The 16,291-nt window shown below is 72.5% G+C and carries 14 protein-coding genes and 1 pseudogene; 4 read left to right on the top strand and 11 right to left on the bottom strand.

Translation table 11 applies throughout. The features are described 5' to 3' along the window. From ADL29_RS24415 to ADL29_RS24395, 5 genes are all read right to left on the bottom strand, one after another. Positions 1 to 1,035 carry an ABC transporter permease gene (locus ADL29_RS24415; protein ID WP_053925731.1) on the bottom strand — a complete coding sequence of 345 codons (1,035 nt, stop codon included), beginning with the start codon at positions 1,033 to 1,035 and terminating at the stop codon, positions 1 to 3. After that, the gene (locus tag ADL29_RS24410) at positions 1,032 to 2,663 is read right to left on the bottom strand and encodes a sugar ABC transporter ATP-binding protein (protein WP_053925730.1); all 1,632 of its coding nucleotides are present in this window, start codon (positions 2,661 to 2,663) and stop codon (positions 1,032 to 1,034) included. Before ADL29_RS24410 ends, ADL29_RS24415 begins: the two co-directional genes overlap by 4 nt. Then, positions 2,660 to 3,688 (bottom strand): sugar ABC transporter substrate-binding protein, encoded by a 1,029-nt coding sequence (locus ADL29_RS24405; RefSeq protein ID WP_053925729.1) that lies wholly within the window; start codon positions 3,686 to 3,688, stop codon positions 2,660 to 2,662. Before ADL29_RS24405 ends, ADL29_RS24410 begins: the two co-directional genes overlap by 4 nt. Before the next feature lie 65 nt (positions 3,689 to 3,753). Continuing rightward, positions 3,754 to 4,542, bottom strand: a complete 789-nt coding sequence (locus tag ADL29_RS24400) for an SDR family NAD(P)-dependent oxidoreductase (protein WP_053925728.1) — start codon at positions 4,540 to 4,542, stop codon at positions 3,754 to 3,756. Beyond that, positions 4,539 to 5,870: an enolase C-terminal domain-like protein gene (locus ADL29_RS24395; protein ID WP_053925791.1), complete on the bottom strand. Its 1,332-nt coding sequence runs from the start codon at positions 5,868 to 5,870 to the stop codon at positions 4,539 to 4,541. Before ADL29_RS24395 ends, ADL29_RS24400 begins: the two co-directional genes overlap by 4 nt. A 332-nt stretch (positions 5,871 to 6,202) precedes the next feature. Here ADL29_RS24395 and ADL29_RS24390 point away from each other — a divergent pair. The 3 genes and pseudogenes from ADL29_RS24390 to ADL29_RS24380 all read left to right on the top strand — a co-directional run. Further along, positions 6,203 to 7,102 (top strand): annotated as a pseudogene (locus ADL29_RS24390) (PAC2 family protein); the annotation flags it as partial. Between the two features lie 323 nt (positions 7,103 to 7,425). Beyond that, positions 7,426 to 8,415, top strand: a complete 990-nt coding sequence (locus ADL29_RS24385) for a GlxA family transcriptional regulator (protein ID WP_053925727.1) — start codon at positions 7,426 to 7,428, stop codon at positions 8,413 to 8,415. An 81-nt stretch (positions 8,416 to 8,496) separates the two neighbouring features. Next, entirely contained in the window at positions 8,497 to 9,120 is a 624-nt protein-coding gene (locus ADL29_RS24380; RefSeq protein WP_053925726.1) for a cysteine hydrolase family protein, read from the top strand. A gap of 93 nt (positions 9,121 to 9,213) precedes the next feature. On the opposite strand, the gene mshC is transcribed toward ADL29_RS24380, so the two are convergent. The 4 genes from mshC to ADL29_RS24360 form a co-directional block, all read right to left on the bottom strand. Next, positions 9,214 to 10,443, bottom strand: coding sequence for a cysteine--1-D-myo-inosityl 2-amino-2-deoxy-alpha-D-glucopyranoside ligase (mshC, locus tag ADL29_RS24375; protein ID WP_053925725.1), 1,230 nt, complete (start codon positions 10,441 to 10,443; stop codon positions 9,214 to 9,216). Between the two features lie 142 nt (positions 10,444 to 10,585). Further along, complete coding sequence (locus ADL29_RS24370) at positions 10,586 to 11,500, bottom strand: SCO1664 family protein (RefSeq protein ID WP_425424270.1); 915 nt, start codon at positions 11,498 to 11,500, stop codon at positions 10,586 to 10,588. Further along, positions 11,464 to 12,054, bottom strand: a complete 591-nt coding sequence (locus tag ADL29_RS24365; protein WP_078971250.1) for a DUF3090 domain-containing protein — start codon at positions 12,052 to 12,054, stop codon at positions 11,464 to 11,466. Before ADL29_RS24365 ends, ADL29_RS24370 begins: the two co-directional genes overlap by 37 nt. A 128-nt stretch (positions 12,055 to 12,182) precedes the next feature. Then, on the bottom strand, positions 12,183 to 12,881 hold the full coding sequence (locus tag ADL29_RS24360; protein WP_053925790.1) for a histidine phosphatase family protein: 699 nt from the start codon (positions 12,879 to 12,881) through the stop codon (positions 12,183 to 12,185). Positions 12,882 to 12,982: 101 nt separating this feature from the next. On the opposite strand from ADL29_RS24360, the gene corA reads away from it, so the two are divergent. Further along, the gene (corA, locus tag ADL29_RS24355; protein WP_053925723.1) at positions 12,983 to 13,975 is read left to right on the top strand and encodes a magnesium/cobalt transporter CorA; all 993 of its coding nucleotides are present in this window, start codon (positions 12,983 to 12,985) and stop codon (positions 13,973 to 13,975) included. Positions 13,976 to 14,020: 45 nt separating this feature from the next. On the opposite strand, the gene ADL29_RS24350 is transcribed toward corA, so the two are convergent. Together ADL29_RS24350 and ADL29_RS24345 are read right to left on the bottom strand one after the other, a co-directional pair. After that, positions 14,021 to 14,809 (bottom strand): hypothetical protein, encoded by a 789-nt coding sequence (locus tag ADL29_RS24350; RefSeq protein WP_053925789.1) that lies wholly within the window; start codon positions 14,807 to 14,809, stop codon positions 14,021 to 14,023. A gap of 268 nt (positions 14,810 to 15,077) precedes the next feature. Beyond that, the gene (locus tag ADL29_RS24345) at positions 15,078 to 16,133 is read right to left on the bottom strand and encodes an LLM class F420-dependent oxidoreductase (RefSeq protein WP_053925722.1); all 1,056 of its coding nucleotides are present in this window, start codon (positions 16,131 to 16,133) and stop codon (positions 15,078 to 15,080) included. Positions 16,134 to 16,291 lie beyond the last annotated feature (158 nt).

Raw genomic sequence — 16,291 nt, 5'->3', positions numbered from 1 at the left:
TCAGTCCTGCTTCTCGCCGCTGGTGAAGCGGGAGATGACCAGCGCGACGATGATGATCAGGCCGTTGAGGAACTGCGTCCACAGGGGCGGCACGCCGCCCAGCGTCATCACGTTGATGACCAGTTGGAGCGTGAGCACACCGGTGAGCGCCCCGAAAAGGGTGCCGCGCCCGCCCTTGAGGCTGATGCCGCCGATCACCGCCGCGGCGAAGACCTGGAAGATCCAGCCGCTGCCCTGGGAGGCGGAGACCGCGCCGTAGTGGCCGGTGTAGAGGATGCCGGCGAAGGCGGCGAGCATCCCGCCGAGGGTGAGCACGGTCCAGGTGATGCGGTCGGCCCGGATGCCGGCCGCGCGGGCCGCCTCAGGGTTGCCGCCGATGGCGTACAGCGCCCGCCCGTGGCGGAGGTAGCCGAGCGCCGCGCCGCCGAGTGCGAAGAGGGCCGGGCAGAGCCAGACGGCGGCGGGGACGCCCAGCCAGTCGGCGCTGCCCGGATAGGCGAAGGACGCGGGGACGTTCCCGATGGACCGGCCCTCGGAGAGGCCCAGCTGGAGGCCGCGCAGCATGGTGAGCATGCCGAGGGTGGCGATGAAGCCGTTGACCCGCAGTCCGATGATCAGGAAGCCGTTGGCGGCGCCGATCGCCGCGCCGACGGCCAGGCAGAGCGGGATCGCCGTCCAGGCCGGGAAGAGCTCCAGACCGGCGAAGCGGGCCCCGTGCGCGGGCATCACCAGCCACAGCGCCACCACCGGCGCCAGCCCGATGGTGGACTCCAGCGACAGGTCCATCCGCCCGCTGATCAGGACGAGCGCCTCGGCCAGCACCAGCAGGCCCAGTTCCGTGGACTGCTGGATGACGCCGACGAGGTTGTCCCGGGTGAGGAAGGCGGGCGAGACGACGAAGCCGACGACGCCCAGGACGAAGATCACCGGGACCAGGGAGAAGTCCCGCCAACGGGCCGGGTCCGGGCGCAGGCCGCGCCCCGCCGCCCGGCCGGCCGGCGCCTCCGCGGCCGGCGGCCGCGCCGTGTCGGTCATGGCGCGTCCCCTTCCGTTCCTTCCGTTCCTTCCCTTCCTCCTGTTCCTTCCCTTCCTTCGGTTCCTTCCCTTCCTTCGGTTCCTCCCGTTCCTCCCGTGACGGCAGCTCCCCTTCCGCCCCCGGCAGCGGCCGCCATCCCCTCCATGGCGGCGACCAGCTCGTGATCGCCCCAGCCGCTGCCGAATGCGGCGGTCACCCGTCCGTGGAAGACCACCAGCACCCGGTCGCAGATCCGCAGATCGTCCGGCTCGTCGGAGACGATCAGCGCGCCGCTGCCGCCGTCCGCGACCTCCCGTACGACGCCCAGCAGCGCCTCCTTCGACCGGACGTCCACACCGTTGGCGGGCCGCACGGCGACCAGCACGCTCGGCTCGCGGGCCAGTGCGCGGGCGATCACGACCTTCTGCTGGTTGCCGCCGGAGAGGGCGGACACCGGCTGGTCCGGGCCGGTGGCCTTGATGTCCAGCGAGGCGATCATCCGGCGGGCGAACTCCCGCGTTCTGGCGGGCAGTACGGTCCCCATGGGACCCAGCCGGCCGGCGACGGTCAGGGTGACGTTCTCCGCGATGCTGCGGCCCGGGACGATCCCCTCGCGGTGCCGGTCCTCCGGTACGTAGCCGATGCCCGCCTCCAGGGCGTGCGGCACACTGCCCGTACGCACCGGCCGCCCCCGCACCGAGATCCGCCCGCCGTCCGGGGTCCGCAGCCCCGCCAGCGTCTCGCCGATCGCGGTGCCGCCGCCGGCCGCCGGGCCCGCCAGACCGACCACCTCACCGGCCCGTACGGTCAGATCGAGCGGTGCGAAGTGACCGTCCAACGCCAGCCCTTCGGTCACCAGCACCGGCTCCCCCGCCGTCCGCGCCGGCCGCCGCACCCGCCGCACCGCGCCCGCCTCCTCCCCCGTCATCGCCGCGACCAGCTCGTCCTCGGCCAGCCCGGCGACCGGGGCGGTCAGCACATGGCGGGCGTCCCGGAAAACGGTGACGGTGTCGCACAGCTCGTAGACCTCCTGGAGGTGGTGCGAGATGAACAGGAAGGCGACGCCCTGGGCCCGCAGGGCGCGCAGCCTGGCGAAGAGCCGGCCGATACCGGCCGCGTCCAGCCGGGCCGTGGGCTCGTCCAGGATGACGGTCCGGGCGCCGAAGGACAGCGCGCGGGCGATTTCGACGAACTGCCGCTGCTCCACGCCCAGTTCCCTGATCCGGGCGGCCGGGTCGGCGTCGACGCCGTATGCGGCGAGCAGCCGGCGGGCCCGCTCGCGCAGCGCCCGCCAGCGGATGGTGCGCCCGCCGGTGAAGCGATTCAGGAAGAGGTTCTCCGCGACGGTCAGCTCCGGCACGGTCATCGGCTTCTGGTGGACGCAGGCGACCTTGTGCTGCCAGGCGGCGGTGTCGCCCCGGCCGGGCGCCGGCTCGCCGCCGAAGGAGACCGTCCCCGCATCCGGCCGCACCATCCCCGTCAGCACGGACACCAGGGTGGACTTCCCCGCGCCGTTGCGGCCGACGAGGGCGTGCGACTCCCCCGGCCGTACGGTCAGATGAACGCCGTCCAGCGCGACGGTGGGCCCGTAGCGCTTGACGATGCCCTCGGCGCGTACGGCCGGGGATCCGGCGGCCGCCGTGGTCATGGTGTCTTCTCCAGCTGGTTGGCCCACAGCTTTCTGTCGTCGACATTGGCCCTGGTGACCAGGGGCGCGGGAAGCCGGTCCTCCAGGCCGTTCCTGATCCGCACGATGGTGGAGCCGTGATCGGTCGGGCCGGGCGCGAACGTCTTCCCCGCCAGGCCCGCCCTGGCGTAGTAGAGCGCGTACTTGGCGTAGAGGTCGGCGGGCTGCGAGAGGGTGGCGTCGATCTTCCCGGCGCGGATGGCGGCGAGCTCGTCCGGTATGCCGTCGTTGGAGATGATGGTGATGTGGCCCTCGGTCCCGGCGGGCCGCAGCCGCTTGTGCTGCTCCAGGAGGGCCAGCGTCGGCTGCAGAAATGCGCCCCCGGCCTGCAGGTAGATCCCGTCGATGTCCCGGTGCTGGGCGAGCAGGCTCTGCAGCTTGGCGGAGGCGGCCTCGCCCTTCCAGTCGGTGGCCAGCTCATGCACGGTGATCTTCGGGAACCTCTTCTTCATACAGGCGGCGAACGCCTGTGAGCGGTCCCGCCCGTTGACGGAGCTGAGGTCCCCCTGGAGCTCGGCGACCCGGCCCCGGCCGCCCAGCTTCCGGCCGAGGTAGGCACAGGACTTCTCGCCGTAGGCGCGGTTGTCGGCGCGTACGACCATGTAGACGGGGCCCTCGTCGGGGCGGGTGTCGACACTGACCACCGGGATCTTCTTCTCCCCCAGCCGCCGCAGCTCGGCGGCGATGGCGCCGGTGTCCTGCGGGGCCATCACGATCGCCCTGGCACCCTGGTCGGTGAGCGCCTGCACATCGGCGACGACCTTGGCGGTGTCGTTCTGCGAGTTGGACAGCGGCAGCGCCGCCGGGCCGCCGTGGCCCAGGTCCTTTTCGAGGTACTGCTGGTAGGAGTTCCAGAAGTCGGTGTCCGTACGGGGCAGGTCGATGCCGATCCTGCCTCCCGCGGCATCGCTGCCGCGGTTGCAGCCGGCGAGCGCGGCGGCGGACAGTACGGCACAGACCGCCGCGCCGGTCGTACGCAGTCTCATGGTGCTCCCTCGGTCGTGGGGGGGGCGTGGGGGTCGTGGGATACGGCTGGGGGCTCGGGTACGGCTCAGGTGGCGGGGCGCAGGCGCAGGCCCTGCATGCCGCCGTCGACGGCGAGCGCGGTGCCGGTGACCGCGGAGGCGGCCGGGGACGCCAAGTGGGCTATGGCGGCGGCGACTTCGTCCGCCGTGACCAGCCGGCCCATCGGCTGACGGGCGTTCAGGGCCGCGCGTTCGGCGGCCGGGTCGTCCGCCCGGTCCAGAAGACGGCCGATCCACGGGGTGTCGGCGGTACCGGGATTGACGCAGTTGACCCGGATGCCCTCGCGGAGGTGGTCGGCGGCCATGGCCAGGGTCAGCGAGAGGACCGCGCCCTTGGAGGCGCTGTAGAGCGCGCGGTGCGGCAGACCGGCGGTGGCCGCTATGGAGCAGGTATGGGTGACCGAGACCCGGCCCGGAGCTCCGGCGGCACTGCGGCGCAGATACGGCAGCGCGGCACGGGCGGTACGCACCAGACCCAGCACATTCACGTCCAGGACCCGGCACCACTCCGTGTCCTCGTTGTCCTCGACGGTCCCGACGGCACCGGTCCCGGCATTGCCGACGAGGGTGTGCAGGGCGCCGCCCAGTTCCCGTACGGCGTCGTCGACGGCGGCCCGTACGGCGGTGTCGTCGGTGACATCGGCCGTCACCCGGACCGTCCCGGCGGGCGCGCCGGAGGGGTCGCGGTCCAGGACGGCGACCCGGGCGCCGCGCGCCTGCAGCAGAGCGGCGGTGGCCGCGCCGATGCCGGAGCCGCCGCCGGTGACCAGGGCGGCCATGCCCGCGAAGTCGGCGGGCCGCGGTGCATCGTTCATCGGGAGACCTCCTGCTCGGGGCGTTCCGGGCGGCCACGCCACACCGGTCCGTCCGGGAAGCGGTGGGCGGCGACGGACTCCGGCTCCATCCGCGCCGAGAATCCGGGCGCGCTCGGCGCGCGGTACCGGCCCCGTTCGACGACCACGGGGTCGGTGAAATGCTCATGCAGATGGTCGACGTACTCGATGACCCGGTCGTCCCAACTCCCGGACACCGCCACGTAGTCGAACATCGCGAGGTGCTGCACCAGCTCGCACAGCCCCACCCCGCCGGCATGCGGACAGACCGGCACGCCGTACTTCGCGGCCAGCAGCAGGATCGCGAGGTTCTCGTTGACCCCGGCCACCCGGGCCGCGTCGATCTGGACGAAGTCCACGGCACCCGCCTGCAACAGCTGCTTGAAGACCACCCGGTTGGCGGCATGCTCACCGGTCGCGACCTTGACGGGCTGCCCGGAGCGCACCGCGGCGTGCCCGAGGACGTCGTCCGGGCTGGTCGGCTCCTCGATCCAGTACGGGGCGAACGGCGCCAGCGCGGTCATCCAGCGGACCGCCTCGGCCACGTCCCAGCGCTGGTTGGCGTCGACGGCGATCCGTACCCCGGGGCCGACGGCCTCCCGCGCCAGCCGCAGCCGCCGCTTGTCCTCCTCGAGATCGGCGCCGACCTTCAGCTTGATCTGCCCGAAGCCGTCGGCCACCGCCTCCTTGGCGAGCCGCACCAGCTTCCCGTCGTCGTAGCCGAGCCAGCCGGGCGAGGTGGTGTACGCGGGGTAGCCCTCAGCCCTGAGACGGGCGGCGCGCCCGGCCCGGCCGGGCTCGGCGGTGCGGAGGATGGCCAGCGCCTCATCAGGTGTCAGCGCGTCGGTCACATAACGGAAGTCGACGAGCGAGACCAGCTCCGCAGGGGTCATCCCGGAGAGGAACTCCCACACCGGCAGGCCCGCGCGGGCCGCCGCCAGATCCCAGGCGGCGTTGATCACCGCCCCGGCCGCCATCTGCATCACGCCCTTCTCCGGGCCGAGCCAGCGCAGCTGGGAGTCGTGGGTGAGGTCGCGGTGCAGCGCGGCGAGGGCGGCGGCACCGGCGGGCGCGGGGCGGCCGACGACGTACGGGGCCAGCGCTCGGATCGCGGCGGCCATGACCTCGTTGCCGCGGCCGATGGTGAAGCAGAAGCCGTGGCCCGGCGGGCCGCCGTCCGTGTGCAGCACCAGATAGGCGGCGGAGTAGTCCGGGTCGGGGTTCATGGCGTCCGAGCCGTCGAGCCGCCGCGAGGTGGGGAAGCGGACGTCGTGGACCTCCAGCTCCGTGACGGTGCCGACTGCGGTCATGCGTACGCCCCCTGGGACAGCGCGGACGACGGAACTGCTGCGGACGACCGGGCGGATGTCAGGGGTGTTGCGAAAGAACATCGGACCTTTCCCGGTCATCCGATGTATAGACCCGTACCGGAGACCGCGTCCAGACCGCATACCGAATCCCGCGCGTAAGGACGAGCAGCGGGCGGCACGCCTACCCGCAACAGGTCGGATGAATCAGCACCCGTTCGTGCACAGGGGCTGCGGCTGGGCACGGGGGACGCCGTAGTGTGGGAAACGCACGCACTGGAACGGCAACCGGTGGCCGCCGCGGAGCGGCCGGACCGGTCGGAAGGAGGCGCTGGGTGATCGAGCTCGAGGGGGTTCCCGAGCTGATCGACCCGGTCATGGTGGCCGCGTTCGAAGGCTGGAACGACGCCGGCGACGCCGCCTCCGCCGCGGTCGCACACCTGGACCGGGAATGGAAGGGCGAGGTCTTCGCCGCGCTGGACGCGGAGGACTACTACGACTTCCAGGTGAACCGCCCGACCGTCTTCCTGGACGGCGGCGTACGCAAGATCACCTGGCCGACGACCCGGCTCTCCGTGGTCCGCGTCGGCGAGGGCGGCGGCAAGGGGCGGCGGCGCGACCTCGTCCTGGTCCGCGGCATCGAGCCCAGCATGCGCTGGCGCTCGTTCTGCAACGAAATCCTGGGCTTCGCCCATGAGTTGGGCGTCGAGATGCTCGTCGTGCTGGGCGCGCTGCTCGGCGACACCCCGCACACCCGGCCGGTGCCGGTCAGCGGTGTCACCTCCGACGCGGACCTGGCCGCCCGGCTCGACCTGGAGGAATCGCGCTACGAGGGCCCCACGGGCATTGTCGGCATCCTCCAGGAGGCCTGCACCCACGCGGGCGTCCCGGCGGTGAGCCTGTGGGCGGCGGTGCCGCACTACGTCTCCCAGCCGCCCAACCCGAAGGCCAGCCTGGCGCTGCTCAACCGCCTTGAGGACCTGCTCGGCATCAGCATCCCGCTCGGCGAACTGAGCGAGGACGCCCGCGCCTGGCAGCTGGGCGTGGACCAGCTGGCGGCCGAGGACAGCGAGGTCGCCGAGTACGTCCAGTCACTGGAGGAGGCCCGGGACACCGCCGAGCTGCCGGAGGCCTCCGGCGAGGCCATCGCCCGCGAGTTCGAGCGCTATCTGCGGCGCCGCGACCCGTCGGCGGGGCCGGGGTCGCCGACGGACGGCGGGGCCGTGGCGGACGGCGTCCCGCCGTGGGGGTTTCTCTGGTGCGCCTGCGGCGGGCGGGGGTTGGTTGTCGGCCGCGGTGCCGGCCCTCCGGACTCCGTCCTGCGGTCCGTCCCCACCGGTCTTCTTCCACCCTCAACGGGGAGGTGCCGGGCTGTAGCGGCGGAGCCGTGTAAGCCCGGTACCGCTGCCGAACAGCCCCGCGCAGCGGCACCAGCCCGCCGCAGGCGCAACCGCGAGAAAGCCCGACACGTCGGCCCAGGCAAAGCGCAGCGGATGGGTCCGGATCTGACAGGGAATCGTCATTGCCGCCACAGGGCGGCAACGGCGAAGATCGGCCCATGCCCACCCCGCACCGAGTCGTCATCGCCGTCTTCCCCGATGTCGACCTCCTCGACGTCACCGGCCCGGCCGAGGTCTTCGCGCTGGCCAACCGGGAGACCGCAGGCCGGGCCGGCTACCAGGTCCGCCTCGCCGGGCCGGTCGCCGGTGAGGTCCGTACGTCGGCGGGTGTGCGGCTGCTCGCCGACGTGGCGTTCGACGACGTCGGCGGGCAGGTGGACACCCTGCTGGTGCCGGGCGCGGTCGACATGACCGACGACGGCCCCCTCGCCCGTATCGACGGTGCCGTCGTGGCGTGGGTGAAGGAGACCGCCGCACACGCCCGGCGGGTCGCGTCGGTGTGTGTCGGCGCGCACCTGCTGGCCGCGGCCGGACTGCTGGACGGGAAGACGGCGACGACCCACTGGTCGACCGCCGCCCAGCTCGCGGCCGACCATCCGTCCGTCACCGTCGACCCGGACCCGATCTTCGTCCGGACCGACCGTGGCCGGCTGTGGACCGGGGCCGGGATCAGCGCCTGCCTGGATCTCGCCCTGGCCCTGGTGGCGGAGGACCTGGGCGAGCAGGCCGCGCTGACGGTGGCCCGGCAGCTGGTGATGTATCTCAAGCGGCAGGGCGGGCAGAGCCAGTTCTCCGTGCCGCTCAGCCGCCCCGCCGGCCGCCGGGACATCGACGAGCTTCGGCTGTGGATCACCGACCATCTCGACGAGGACCTGTCCGCCGGGGCCCTGGCCGCCCGGATGTGCCTCAGCGAACGGCACTTCGCCCGGGTCTTCAAACAGGAGACGGGCACCGGTCCCGCCGCCTACGTCGAAGCGGCCCGCATCGAGGTGGCCCGGCGCCTGCTGGAGACCACCGACTGCCCGCTCGGCCAGGTCGCGGCCGCTGCCGGACTCGGCTCGGCGGAGACCCTGCACCGGGCGTTCCGGCGGCAGCTCGCCACCACCCCGGCGGCCTACCGCCGCCGCTTCCGCACCCAGGCCGTCTGACCTTCCGTACCCCCGTTTTCCCCGGCATGCAGCGAGGCGGAGGGCTTCGCCATGTCCGATTTCCCTGAGGAAAGGCTTCTGATGAGCACGAACCCCGCGTCCACGACCCTGCGCGACGTGAGCGGACTGGACAACCGGCCGCCCCGGCTGAGCGAGTCCGCCCTGATCATGATCGACTTCCAGAACACCTACCGCACCGGCGTCATGTCCCTGGAGGGCGCCGAGGAGGCCCTCACCGCGGCCGCACGCCTGCTGGAGCGTGCCCGCGCCGCGGGCACCCCCGTCGTCCACGTGATCCACGACGGCGGCGAGAACACCCCCTACGACATCCGCGCCCACATCGGCTCGATCAGCGACGAGGTCGCACCGGCCGACGGCGAACCGGTCGTGGTCAAGCAGTTCCCCAACGCCTTCCACGCCACCGGGCTGGAGAAGACCCTCGGCGGCCTGGGCTTCGGACCGGACGGCGGCAAGGACCTCGTGCTGGCCGGATTCATGACGCACATGTGCATCTCCTTCACCGCCGAGGGCGCCTTCCACCGCGGCTACCGGCCCACCGTCGTCGCCGAGGCCACCGCCACCCGCTCCCTCACCGCCCCGGACGGCACCGTCCTGCCCGCCGCCGCCCTCCAGGCCGCGGCCCTGACCACCGTCACCGATGTGTTCGGCCTCGTCGTCCCCACCGCCGACACCCTCCTCGCCTGAGCCGGCACGCGCAGAGGAGGCCACGGCCGGGCGCAGCAACAAGGCGGGGCGCCCCCACCAGCGGTAGAGGCGCCCCGAAGGAGGAACGGAAAGTTACAGGGCCACGCCGAGGAGCGCGTCGACCGCACGGGAGACCAGCCCCGGCGCGCCCTCGTCGGTGCCCCCGTCGGACTCCTGGGCCGCGGCCCAGGAGTCCACCGCGGCCAGCGCCGCCGGCGAGTCCAGGTCATCGGCGAGCGCCGTACGGATCTCCTCCAGGAGGGCGTCGGCAGACGGGCCGTCAGGGCGGGAAACGGCGGCACGCCAGCGCCCCAGCCGCTCCACGGCCTCGTCGAGCACCGCGTCGGTCCACTCCCAGTCGGCGCGGTAGTGGTGCGCCAGCAGCGCCAGCCGGATGGCCGCCGGGTCCGTCCCGTCGCGCCGCACCTTCGACACAAAGACGAGATTGCCCTTGGACTTGGACATCTTCTCGCCGTTCAGGGCCACCATCCCCGCGTGGACGTACGCCTTGGCGAACGGGTGCTCGCCGGTGAGGGCCTGGGCGTGCGAGGCGCCCATCTCGTGGTGCGGGAAGGCGAGGTCGGAGCCGCCGCCCTGGACGTCGAAGCCCATGCCGAGGTGCTCCAGGGCGATGGCGACGCACTCGATGTGCCAGCCGGGCCGGCCGCGGCCCAGCGAGGCGCCGTCCCAGCTCGGCTCGCCGTCGCGGGCGGCCATCCACAGCATCGGGTCGAGGGGGTTCTTCTTGCCCTCGCGCTCCGGGTCGCCGCCGCGCTCCGCGGACAGCAGCCGCATCGCCTCGGCGTCCAGTCCGGAGACCTCGCCGAAGTGCGCGTCGGAGGCGACCGAGAAGTAGATGTCGCCGTCCAGCTCGTAGGCGGCACCGGCGTCACGCAGCCGCTCCACCAGCGGCACGATGCCGGGTATCGCCTCGACGGCGCCTATGTAGTGGCGGGGCGGCAGCATCCGCAGCGCTGTCATGTCCTCACGGAACAAAGCGGTCTCGCGCTCGGCGAGCGCCGTCCAGTCGTCACCCGTGGCCACGGCCCGCGCCAGCAGCGGATCGTCCACGTCGGTGACGTTCTGCACGTAGTGAACCTGGCGCTTCGTGTCGAGCCACACGCGCTGAACCAGGTCGAACGCGTTGTAGGTCGCCGCGTGCCCCATGTGGGTGGCGTCGTAGGGCGTGATGCCGCAGACGTAGATACGGGCGACGGGACCGGGGTCGAGGGTCACCCGTCCGCCGGTCGCGGTGTCGTGGATCCGCAGGTCGCGGCCCTGGCCAGGCAGGGCGGGGACCTCAGAAGCAGGCCATGCATGCATGCCTTGAGCGTAACCGGACGCATGTTCCGCATACGAACCGGACCAGCGGTCTTGGCCGAAATCATGGTCTTGTGTTCCGCGGCGAAGCATGCTTACCGGCATTTCGCGCGTACGGCGCCCGGCCGGGCCGTACCGGGCCGGGTCAGACCGGCGGCCAGGGAATGGCGGGCCACTCGCCACCGGGCTCGGGGTGCTTGCCGGTGCGCAGCAGCTGCGCCACCCGCTCCCGCAGCGCCGCGATCTCGTCGTCCGTGATCAGTTCCGCCAGTCGGGCGGCGAGCGGCGCACCGTCGGCCAGCGCCTCCCGGAGGCCGCGCAGCACCTCCAGCGCCTCGTCGGTCAGCGGCTCCCCCGCCCAGCCCCACAGCAGGGTGCGCAGCTTGTCCTCGGCGTTGAAGGTGACGCCGTGGTCGATGGCGAAGAGCCGGCCGCCGGCGCCGGGCAGCAGATGCCCGCCCTTGCGGTCCCCGTTGTTGATCACCGCGTCGAGTACGGCGAGCCGCCGCAGCCAGGGATGGTCGGCGTGCACCAGCAGCGCGGTGCGGCCCCCGCCGATGTCCGCGTACCCGACGGCCTTCCAGCCCGGCCCCGGCTCCTCGTCCTCCACCAGGGCGAGCAGTTCGGGCACCTCGCCGCCGTCGTCCTCGGGCGGCTCGATCCACTCCTGGACCATGCCGGTGCCGTACGGGCCGTCCCGCAGCACCGTCGCGGGGATCAGGTCCCAGCCGGTGGCCCGGGAGATCTCGTAGGCGGCGACCTCGCGCTGGGCGAGCGTGCCGTCGGGGAAGTCCCACAGCGGGCGTTCGCCGGCGACCGGCTTGTAGACGGCGGAGACGGTGCGGCCGTCGCGCTCGACGGTGCAGTAGAGCACGGCGTTGGACGCCTCGCGGATTTGGCCGCGGACGGTCAGCTCACCGTCGGCGAGAAGGGCGTCGCCGGGCCCCGCGGCGGGCTCCCGTGCGGTCCGCGGCGGGTCGGCGGGCGCGGGCACGGCCGGTTCTGCGGCGGGCTCCATGGCGCTCAGGCGTCCCGTCGGTATCCGTTCTGGCGCGGGCATACGTGTCCCTCCGGGTCGAGCGGCAGGCTGCACAGCGGGCACGGCGGGCGGCCCGCGTTGACGACCTCCAGGGCCCGCTTGGCGAACGCCCTGGCCATCGTGCCGGTCAGGCGCACCCGCAGCATCGGCGGGCCGTTCTCGTCGTCCTGGAGAAGGCGTTCCTCGGCGTCGGCGAGGTCCTCATCGCTGTCGGCCTCCAGCTCGACCAGCGCCTGCGCCTCGATGATCATGCGCTGGTCCTCGCCGTCCCAGGCGAGGGCCATGGTGCCGACCCGGAATTCCTCCTCGACGGGCGATTCCAGCGGTGCGGTGTCGCTCATCTCGGCGGGCGAGACCGCCGGCACCGGGGCATTGCCGCCGCTGCGCCGGACCACCTCGTCGAGCAGCTCGTCGATCCGCTCGGCGAGGGCCGCGACCTGGGTCTTCTCCAGGGCGACGCTGGTGGTGCGGCCGGCCGCCGTCGCCTGGAGATAGAAGCTGCGGCGTCCGGGCAGCCCGACCGTACCGGCCACGAAGCGGTCCGGCGCGTCGTAGAAGAACACCTGACGGGACAACGTCCTGCTCCGATTGCTCGACTTCGGGGGCACTGCGGTCGCTGCGCGGTGCACAGGGGTACGACAGAGCAGCGCCGTCGCACCACCCTACTGCGCCGACTGATCACGGTGCTCCCGAAGCCGGACGATCACGGCGCTCCGGCACCGCCGCCCAGCGCCGCGTCCCGCTCCGCGGCGGTCCCGGCGCCTTCCTCCGGGGGCACCAGGGAGGTGAAGTCACCGGTGTCGCCGAGCCGTACGAGGAAGGGCCGCAGCCGGGTGTAACGGATCACCGTGACCGAGCAGGGCTCGACCGAGATCCGCTGGAAGAGGTCGAGATGCATGCCCAGGGCGTCCGCGACCAGCGCTTTGATGATGTCGCCGTGCGAGCACATCAGATACGCGGCCTCGGCGCCGTGCCGCTCCTCGATGCGGGCGTTCCAGTCCCGTACGGCATCGACCGCGCGGGCCTGCATGGCGCGCAGGGACTCGCCGCCGGGGAATCCGGCCGCCGAGGGGTGCTGCTGGACGGCCTCCATCAGGGGCTCGTCGTTCAGCTCGGCCAGTTTGCGGCCCGCCCAGTCCCCGTAGTCGCATTCGCTGATCCGGTCCTCGGTGTGCAGCGGCAGGCCGGGGCGGGCGGCCAGCAGCGGGCGCAGGGTCTCCTGGCAGCGCTGCAGCGGGCTGGAGACGGCGGCGGCCAGCGGAATCCCCGCCAGCCGGGCGGGCAGCGCCGCGGCCTGGGCGGCGCCCCGCTCGTCGAGGGCGACACCGGGCAGCCGTCCGGCGAGCACTCCGGAGGTATTGGCGGTGGAGCGGCCGTGCCGCACCAGGATCAGCGTGGGCATGACCGCCACCCTACGTTCCCGGCGGCCATGAGCGGCAGGGCGCCCGGCGCCGGGACGCTCCCGGTGGTCATTCCTGGCAGGCCGCCGGATGACGGGCGAGAATGCCAGATGTGATCGTGGACTGCGCCATCTACCGGGAGGGCCGCCGCATCGACTGCGCGGCCGACTTCTCCCACGCCCTGGAGGAGGCGCGGGCCGAGGGCCACTCCTTCCTGTGGCTGGGGATGTACGAGCCGACCCAGGACGAGTTCGACATGGTCACCTCCGAATTCGCGCTGCACCCGCTCGCCGTCGAGGACGCCCTCCACGCCCACCAGCGGCCCAAGCTGGAGGTCTACGACGACTCGCTCCTCGTCGTCCTCAAGCCGATCACCTACGACGTCGGCGCGGACACCGTGACCGCGTCGGAGCTGATGCTGTTCGTCGGCGACTCGTTCGTGGTGACCGTCCGGCACGGCGAGGCCAGCCCGCTGGGCGCGGTGCGCAAACGGCTGGAGCAGCAGCCGAACATCCTGCGGCACGGCCCGACGGCGGTGCTCTACGCGGTCAGCGACGCGGTGGTCGACCACTACATCGAGGTCGCCGCCGAACTCCAGCAGGATCTCGAGGAGTTGGAGGCCGAGGTGTTCGCCCCGGTCCGCGGCGACACCAAGAACACCGCGGCCCGGATCTACACCTTCAAGCGCGAGGTGATGGAGTTCCGGCGCGCCACCGGCCCGCTGGCGGAGCCGATGGCCCGGCTGCAGAACCCGGGGGTGCCGTTCGTGCACGACCACGCCCGGCCGTTCTTCCGCGATGTGGACGACCACCTCACCCGCGCCAACGAGTCGGTGGAGGGCCTGGACCGGCTGCTCTCGGACATTCTCGCGGCCCATCTGGCCCAGATGGGCGTACGCCAGAACGACGACATGCGCAAGATCTCGGCGTGGGCGGCGCTGGCGGCCGTCCCCACCCTGATCGCCGGGGTCTACGGCATGAACTTCGACCTGATGCCCGAGCTGAAGTGGCATTACGGCTACTACGCGATCCTGCTGCTGATGGCCGTCATCGAGGTGTCGCTGTACCGGCTGTTCAAGCGGCGCGGGTGGCTGTGAGGACGGCCGGCCGGACAGGGGCGGACGGACGGCGCGGGCCGCGGCTCAGGCGAACTCCGGGGCCGAGGTGGCCGGCCCGCCCAGCGCATTGCGCCGCTCGGGCATCCGCAGGCTGACCATCCGCCGCCAGCCGACCGCCCGCTCATAGCCGTACATCCCCCAGATCGCGGCGGCGAGCAGGCAGGACTTGGCCGCGGGCCAGCGCAGGATACGGCCCATGTGGTCCATCACCGCCAGGCTGACGTCCCGGTAGACGGAGACCTCGGCGAGCGCGCAGTCGCGCAGGACGCCCTGGATGGTCCGGCCGTGCCCGGCGCGGGCCAGCCGCAGCAGCTCCTCGTGGCAGTAGGCGAGGTGGTTGTCCTCGTCCTGGGAGATCATCCGGATCGCCCTGCCGACTTCGGGGTGGTCGCCGAAGCACCTCTTGAGCATCACCATCTGGTCGGAGGCGCGCTGCTCGGTGACCCGGCTGTGCGCGAGGTAGGTGATGATGTCCTGCTCGGTGAGCGGCTCGTCGCGGCGCAGCTTGTCGTGGGCCAGCCCGATGCCCCGCCGCTCCAGCAGTCCGGTGTAGTCGGTCTCCTTGGGGACGTGGGTGGGCGTCAGGCCGCGCTTGCGCATCAGGGCCTGGAAGATCCGGCCGTGTTTGTCCTCGTCGGCGCCGTGCCGGGTGACCTTGGGCGCCAGCTCCCGCTGCGAATCGGGCAGCAGCGCGGCGATCCGCCCGTTCTCCCAGCCGCCCTGCGATTCCCCGCTGGCCGCGATGGAGCAGAACAGCCGGTAGGCATCGTCGTTGTCGACGATCTCCTGGAACAGGCTTCTGGCCGAGAGCATCCGCGCCACCTCCCGCACGACCACAGCGTAACGAGTCATATGCGGCCTTCAGCCAGTCAAATGCGGCCTTCCGGGAGCGGCAACCGCAGTGCCGGTCCATGCGCCCGTTCGAACGACTCCCCGGTGGTGGCGGGGCGTAACCAGGGCGCCGTCGGGGCGTTGTGCTGCGTGACGGCCGTGGCGGGGAAGACCCCCGAGCCCCCACCACGGCCGCAGAGCCGCACCGGCCCGGCGCCCCTCGGCGCCGGGCTTTCGTATGCCACCCCCCTTACGCCAGTCCGGCCCGCTCCAGGGCCTCGGTGCCCGCCCGCAGCGACGCCAGCCGCTCCTCCAGCGTGAAGCCCGCCGGAGCCAGCGTCAGCGTGGTGACCCCGGCCGCCGCGTACGCCTGCATCCGCTCGGCGATCCGGTCGACGGAGCCGAGCAGCGTGGTCTGGTCGATCAGCCGCTCCGGTACGGCCGCGGCGGCGCCCTCCTTGTCACCGGACAGGTACCTGTCCTGGATCTCGGCGGCTTCCTTCTCGTAGCCCATCCGCCGGGCGAGCTGGTTGTAGAAGTTCTGCTTGCGGCTGCCCATACCGCCGACGTACAGGGCGGTGTACGGGCGGAACATATCGGCCAGCGCGCTCACGTCGCCGTCGGCGCCCACGGCCAGCGGCAGCGTCGGGCAGATGTCGAAGCCCTCCAGCGTCCTGCCCGCCTTCTCCCGGCCGGCCCGCAGATGCGCGATGGCGGTCTCCTCCAGGTGGTCGGCGGACGGGAAGATCAGCAGCGCGCCGTCGGCGATCTCACCGGTCTGCGTCAGGTTCTTCGGGCCGATCGCCGCGATGTAGAGCGGGATGTGCTCGCGCTGCGGGTGCACGGTGAGCTTGATCGGCTTGCCGGGGCCGCCGGGCAGCGGCAGCGTCCAGTGCTCGCCCTCGTACGACAGCCGCTCGCGGGACATGGCCTTGCGGACGATCTCGACGTACTCACGGGTGCGGGCCAGCGGCTTGTCGAACTTGACGCCGTACCAGCCCTCGGAGACCTGCGGCCCCGAGACACCGAGGCCGAGCCGGAAGCGGCCCCCGGAGAGCGAGTCCAGCGTCGCGGCGGTCATCGCGGTCATCGCGGGCGTACGCGCCGGAATCTGGAAGATCGCCGAACCGATGTCGATCCGCTCGGTCTGGGCGGCGACCCAGGAGAGCACCGTGGCGGCGTCGGATCCATAGGCCTCGGCGGCCCAGCAGACCGAGTAACCGAGGCGATCGGCCTCCTGCGCCACCGCGAGATTGTCGGAGTCCATCCCGGCGCCCCAGTAGCCGAGGTTGATGCCAAGCCTCATTGCCGTTCCCCTTACCGATGAGCAATTTACCGGTCAGTAACGTCGCTGTTCCGGGGACTGTAGCGCGCGGCGCCGTCCGCCGTCACCGACGGGTTCCTCCGCCGTCGCCGACGGACCGTCCACCGGCCCCGCCGGTCCGGTTGTCCACAGGTCCCCTG

The sequence above is a fragment of the Streptomyces chattanoogensis genome (assembly GCF_001294335.1).
Taxonomy (GTDB): Bacteria; Actinomycetota; Actinomycetes; order Streptomycetales; family Streptomycetaceae; genus Streptomyces; species Streptomyces chattanoogensis.
The sequence above is the reverse complement of the archived record's forward strand: the minus strand, read 5'-3'. Positions and strand labels throughout refer to the sequence as shown.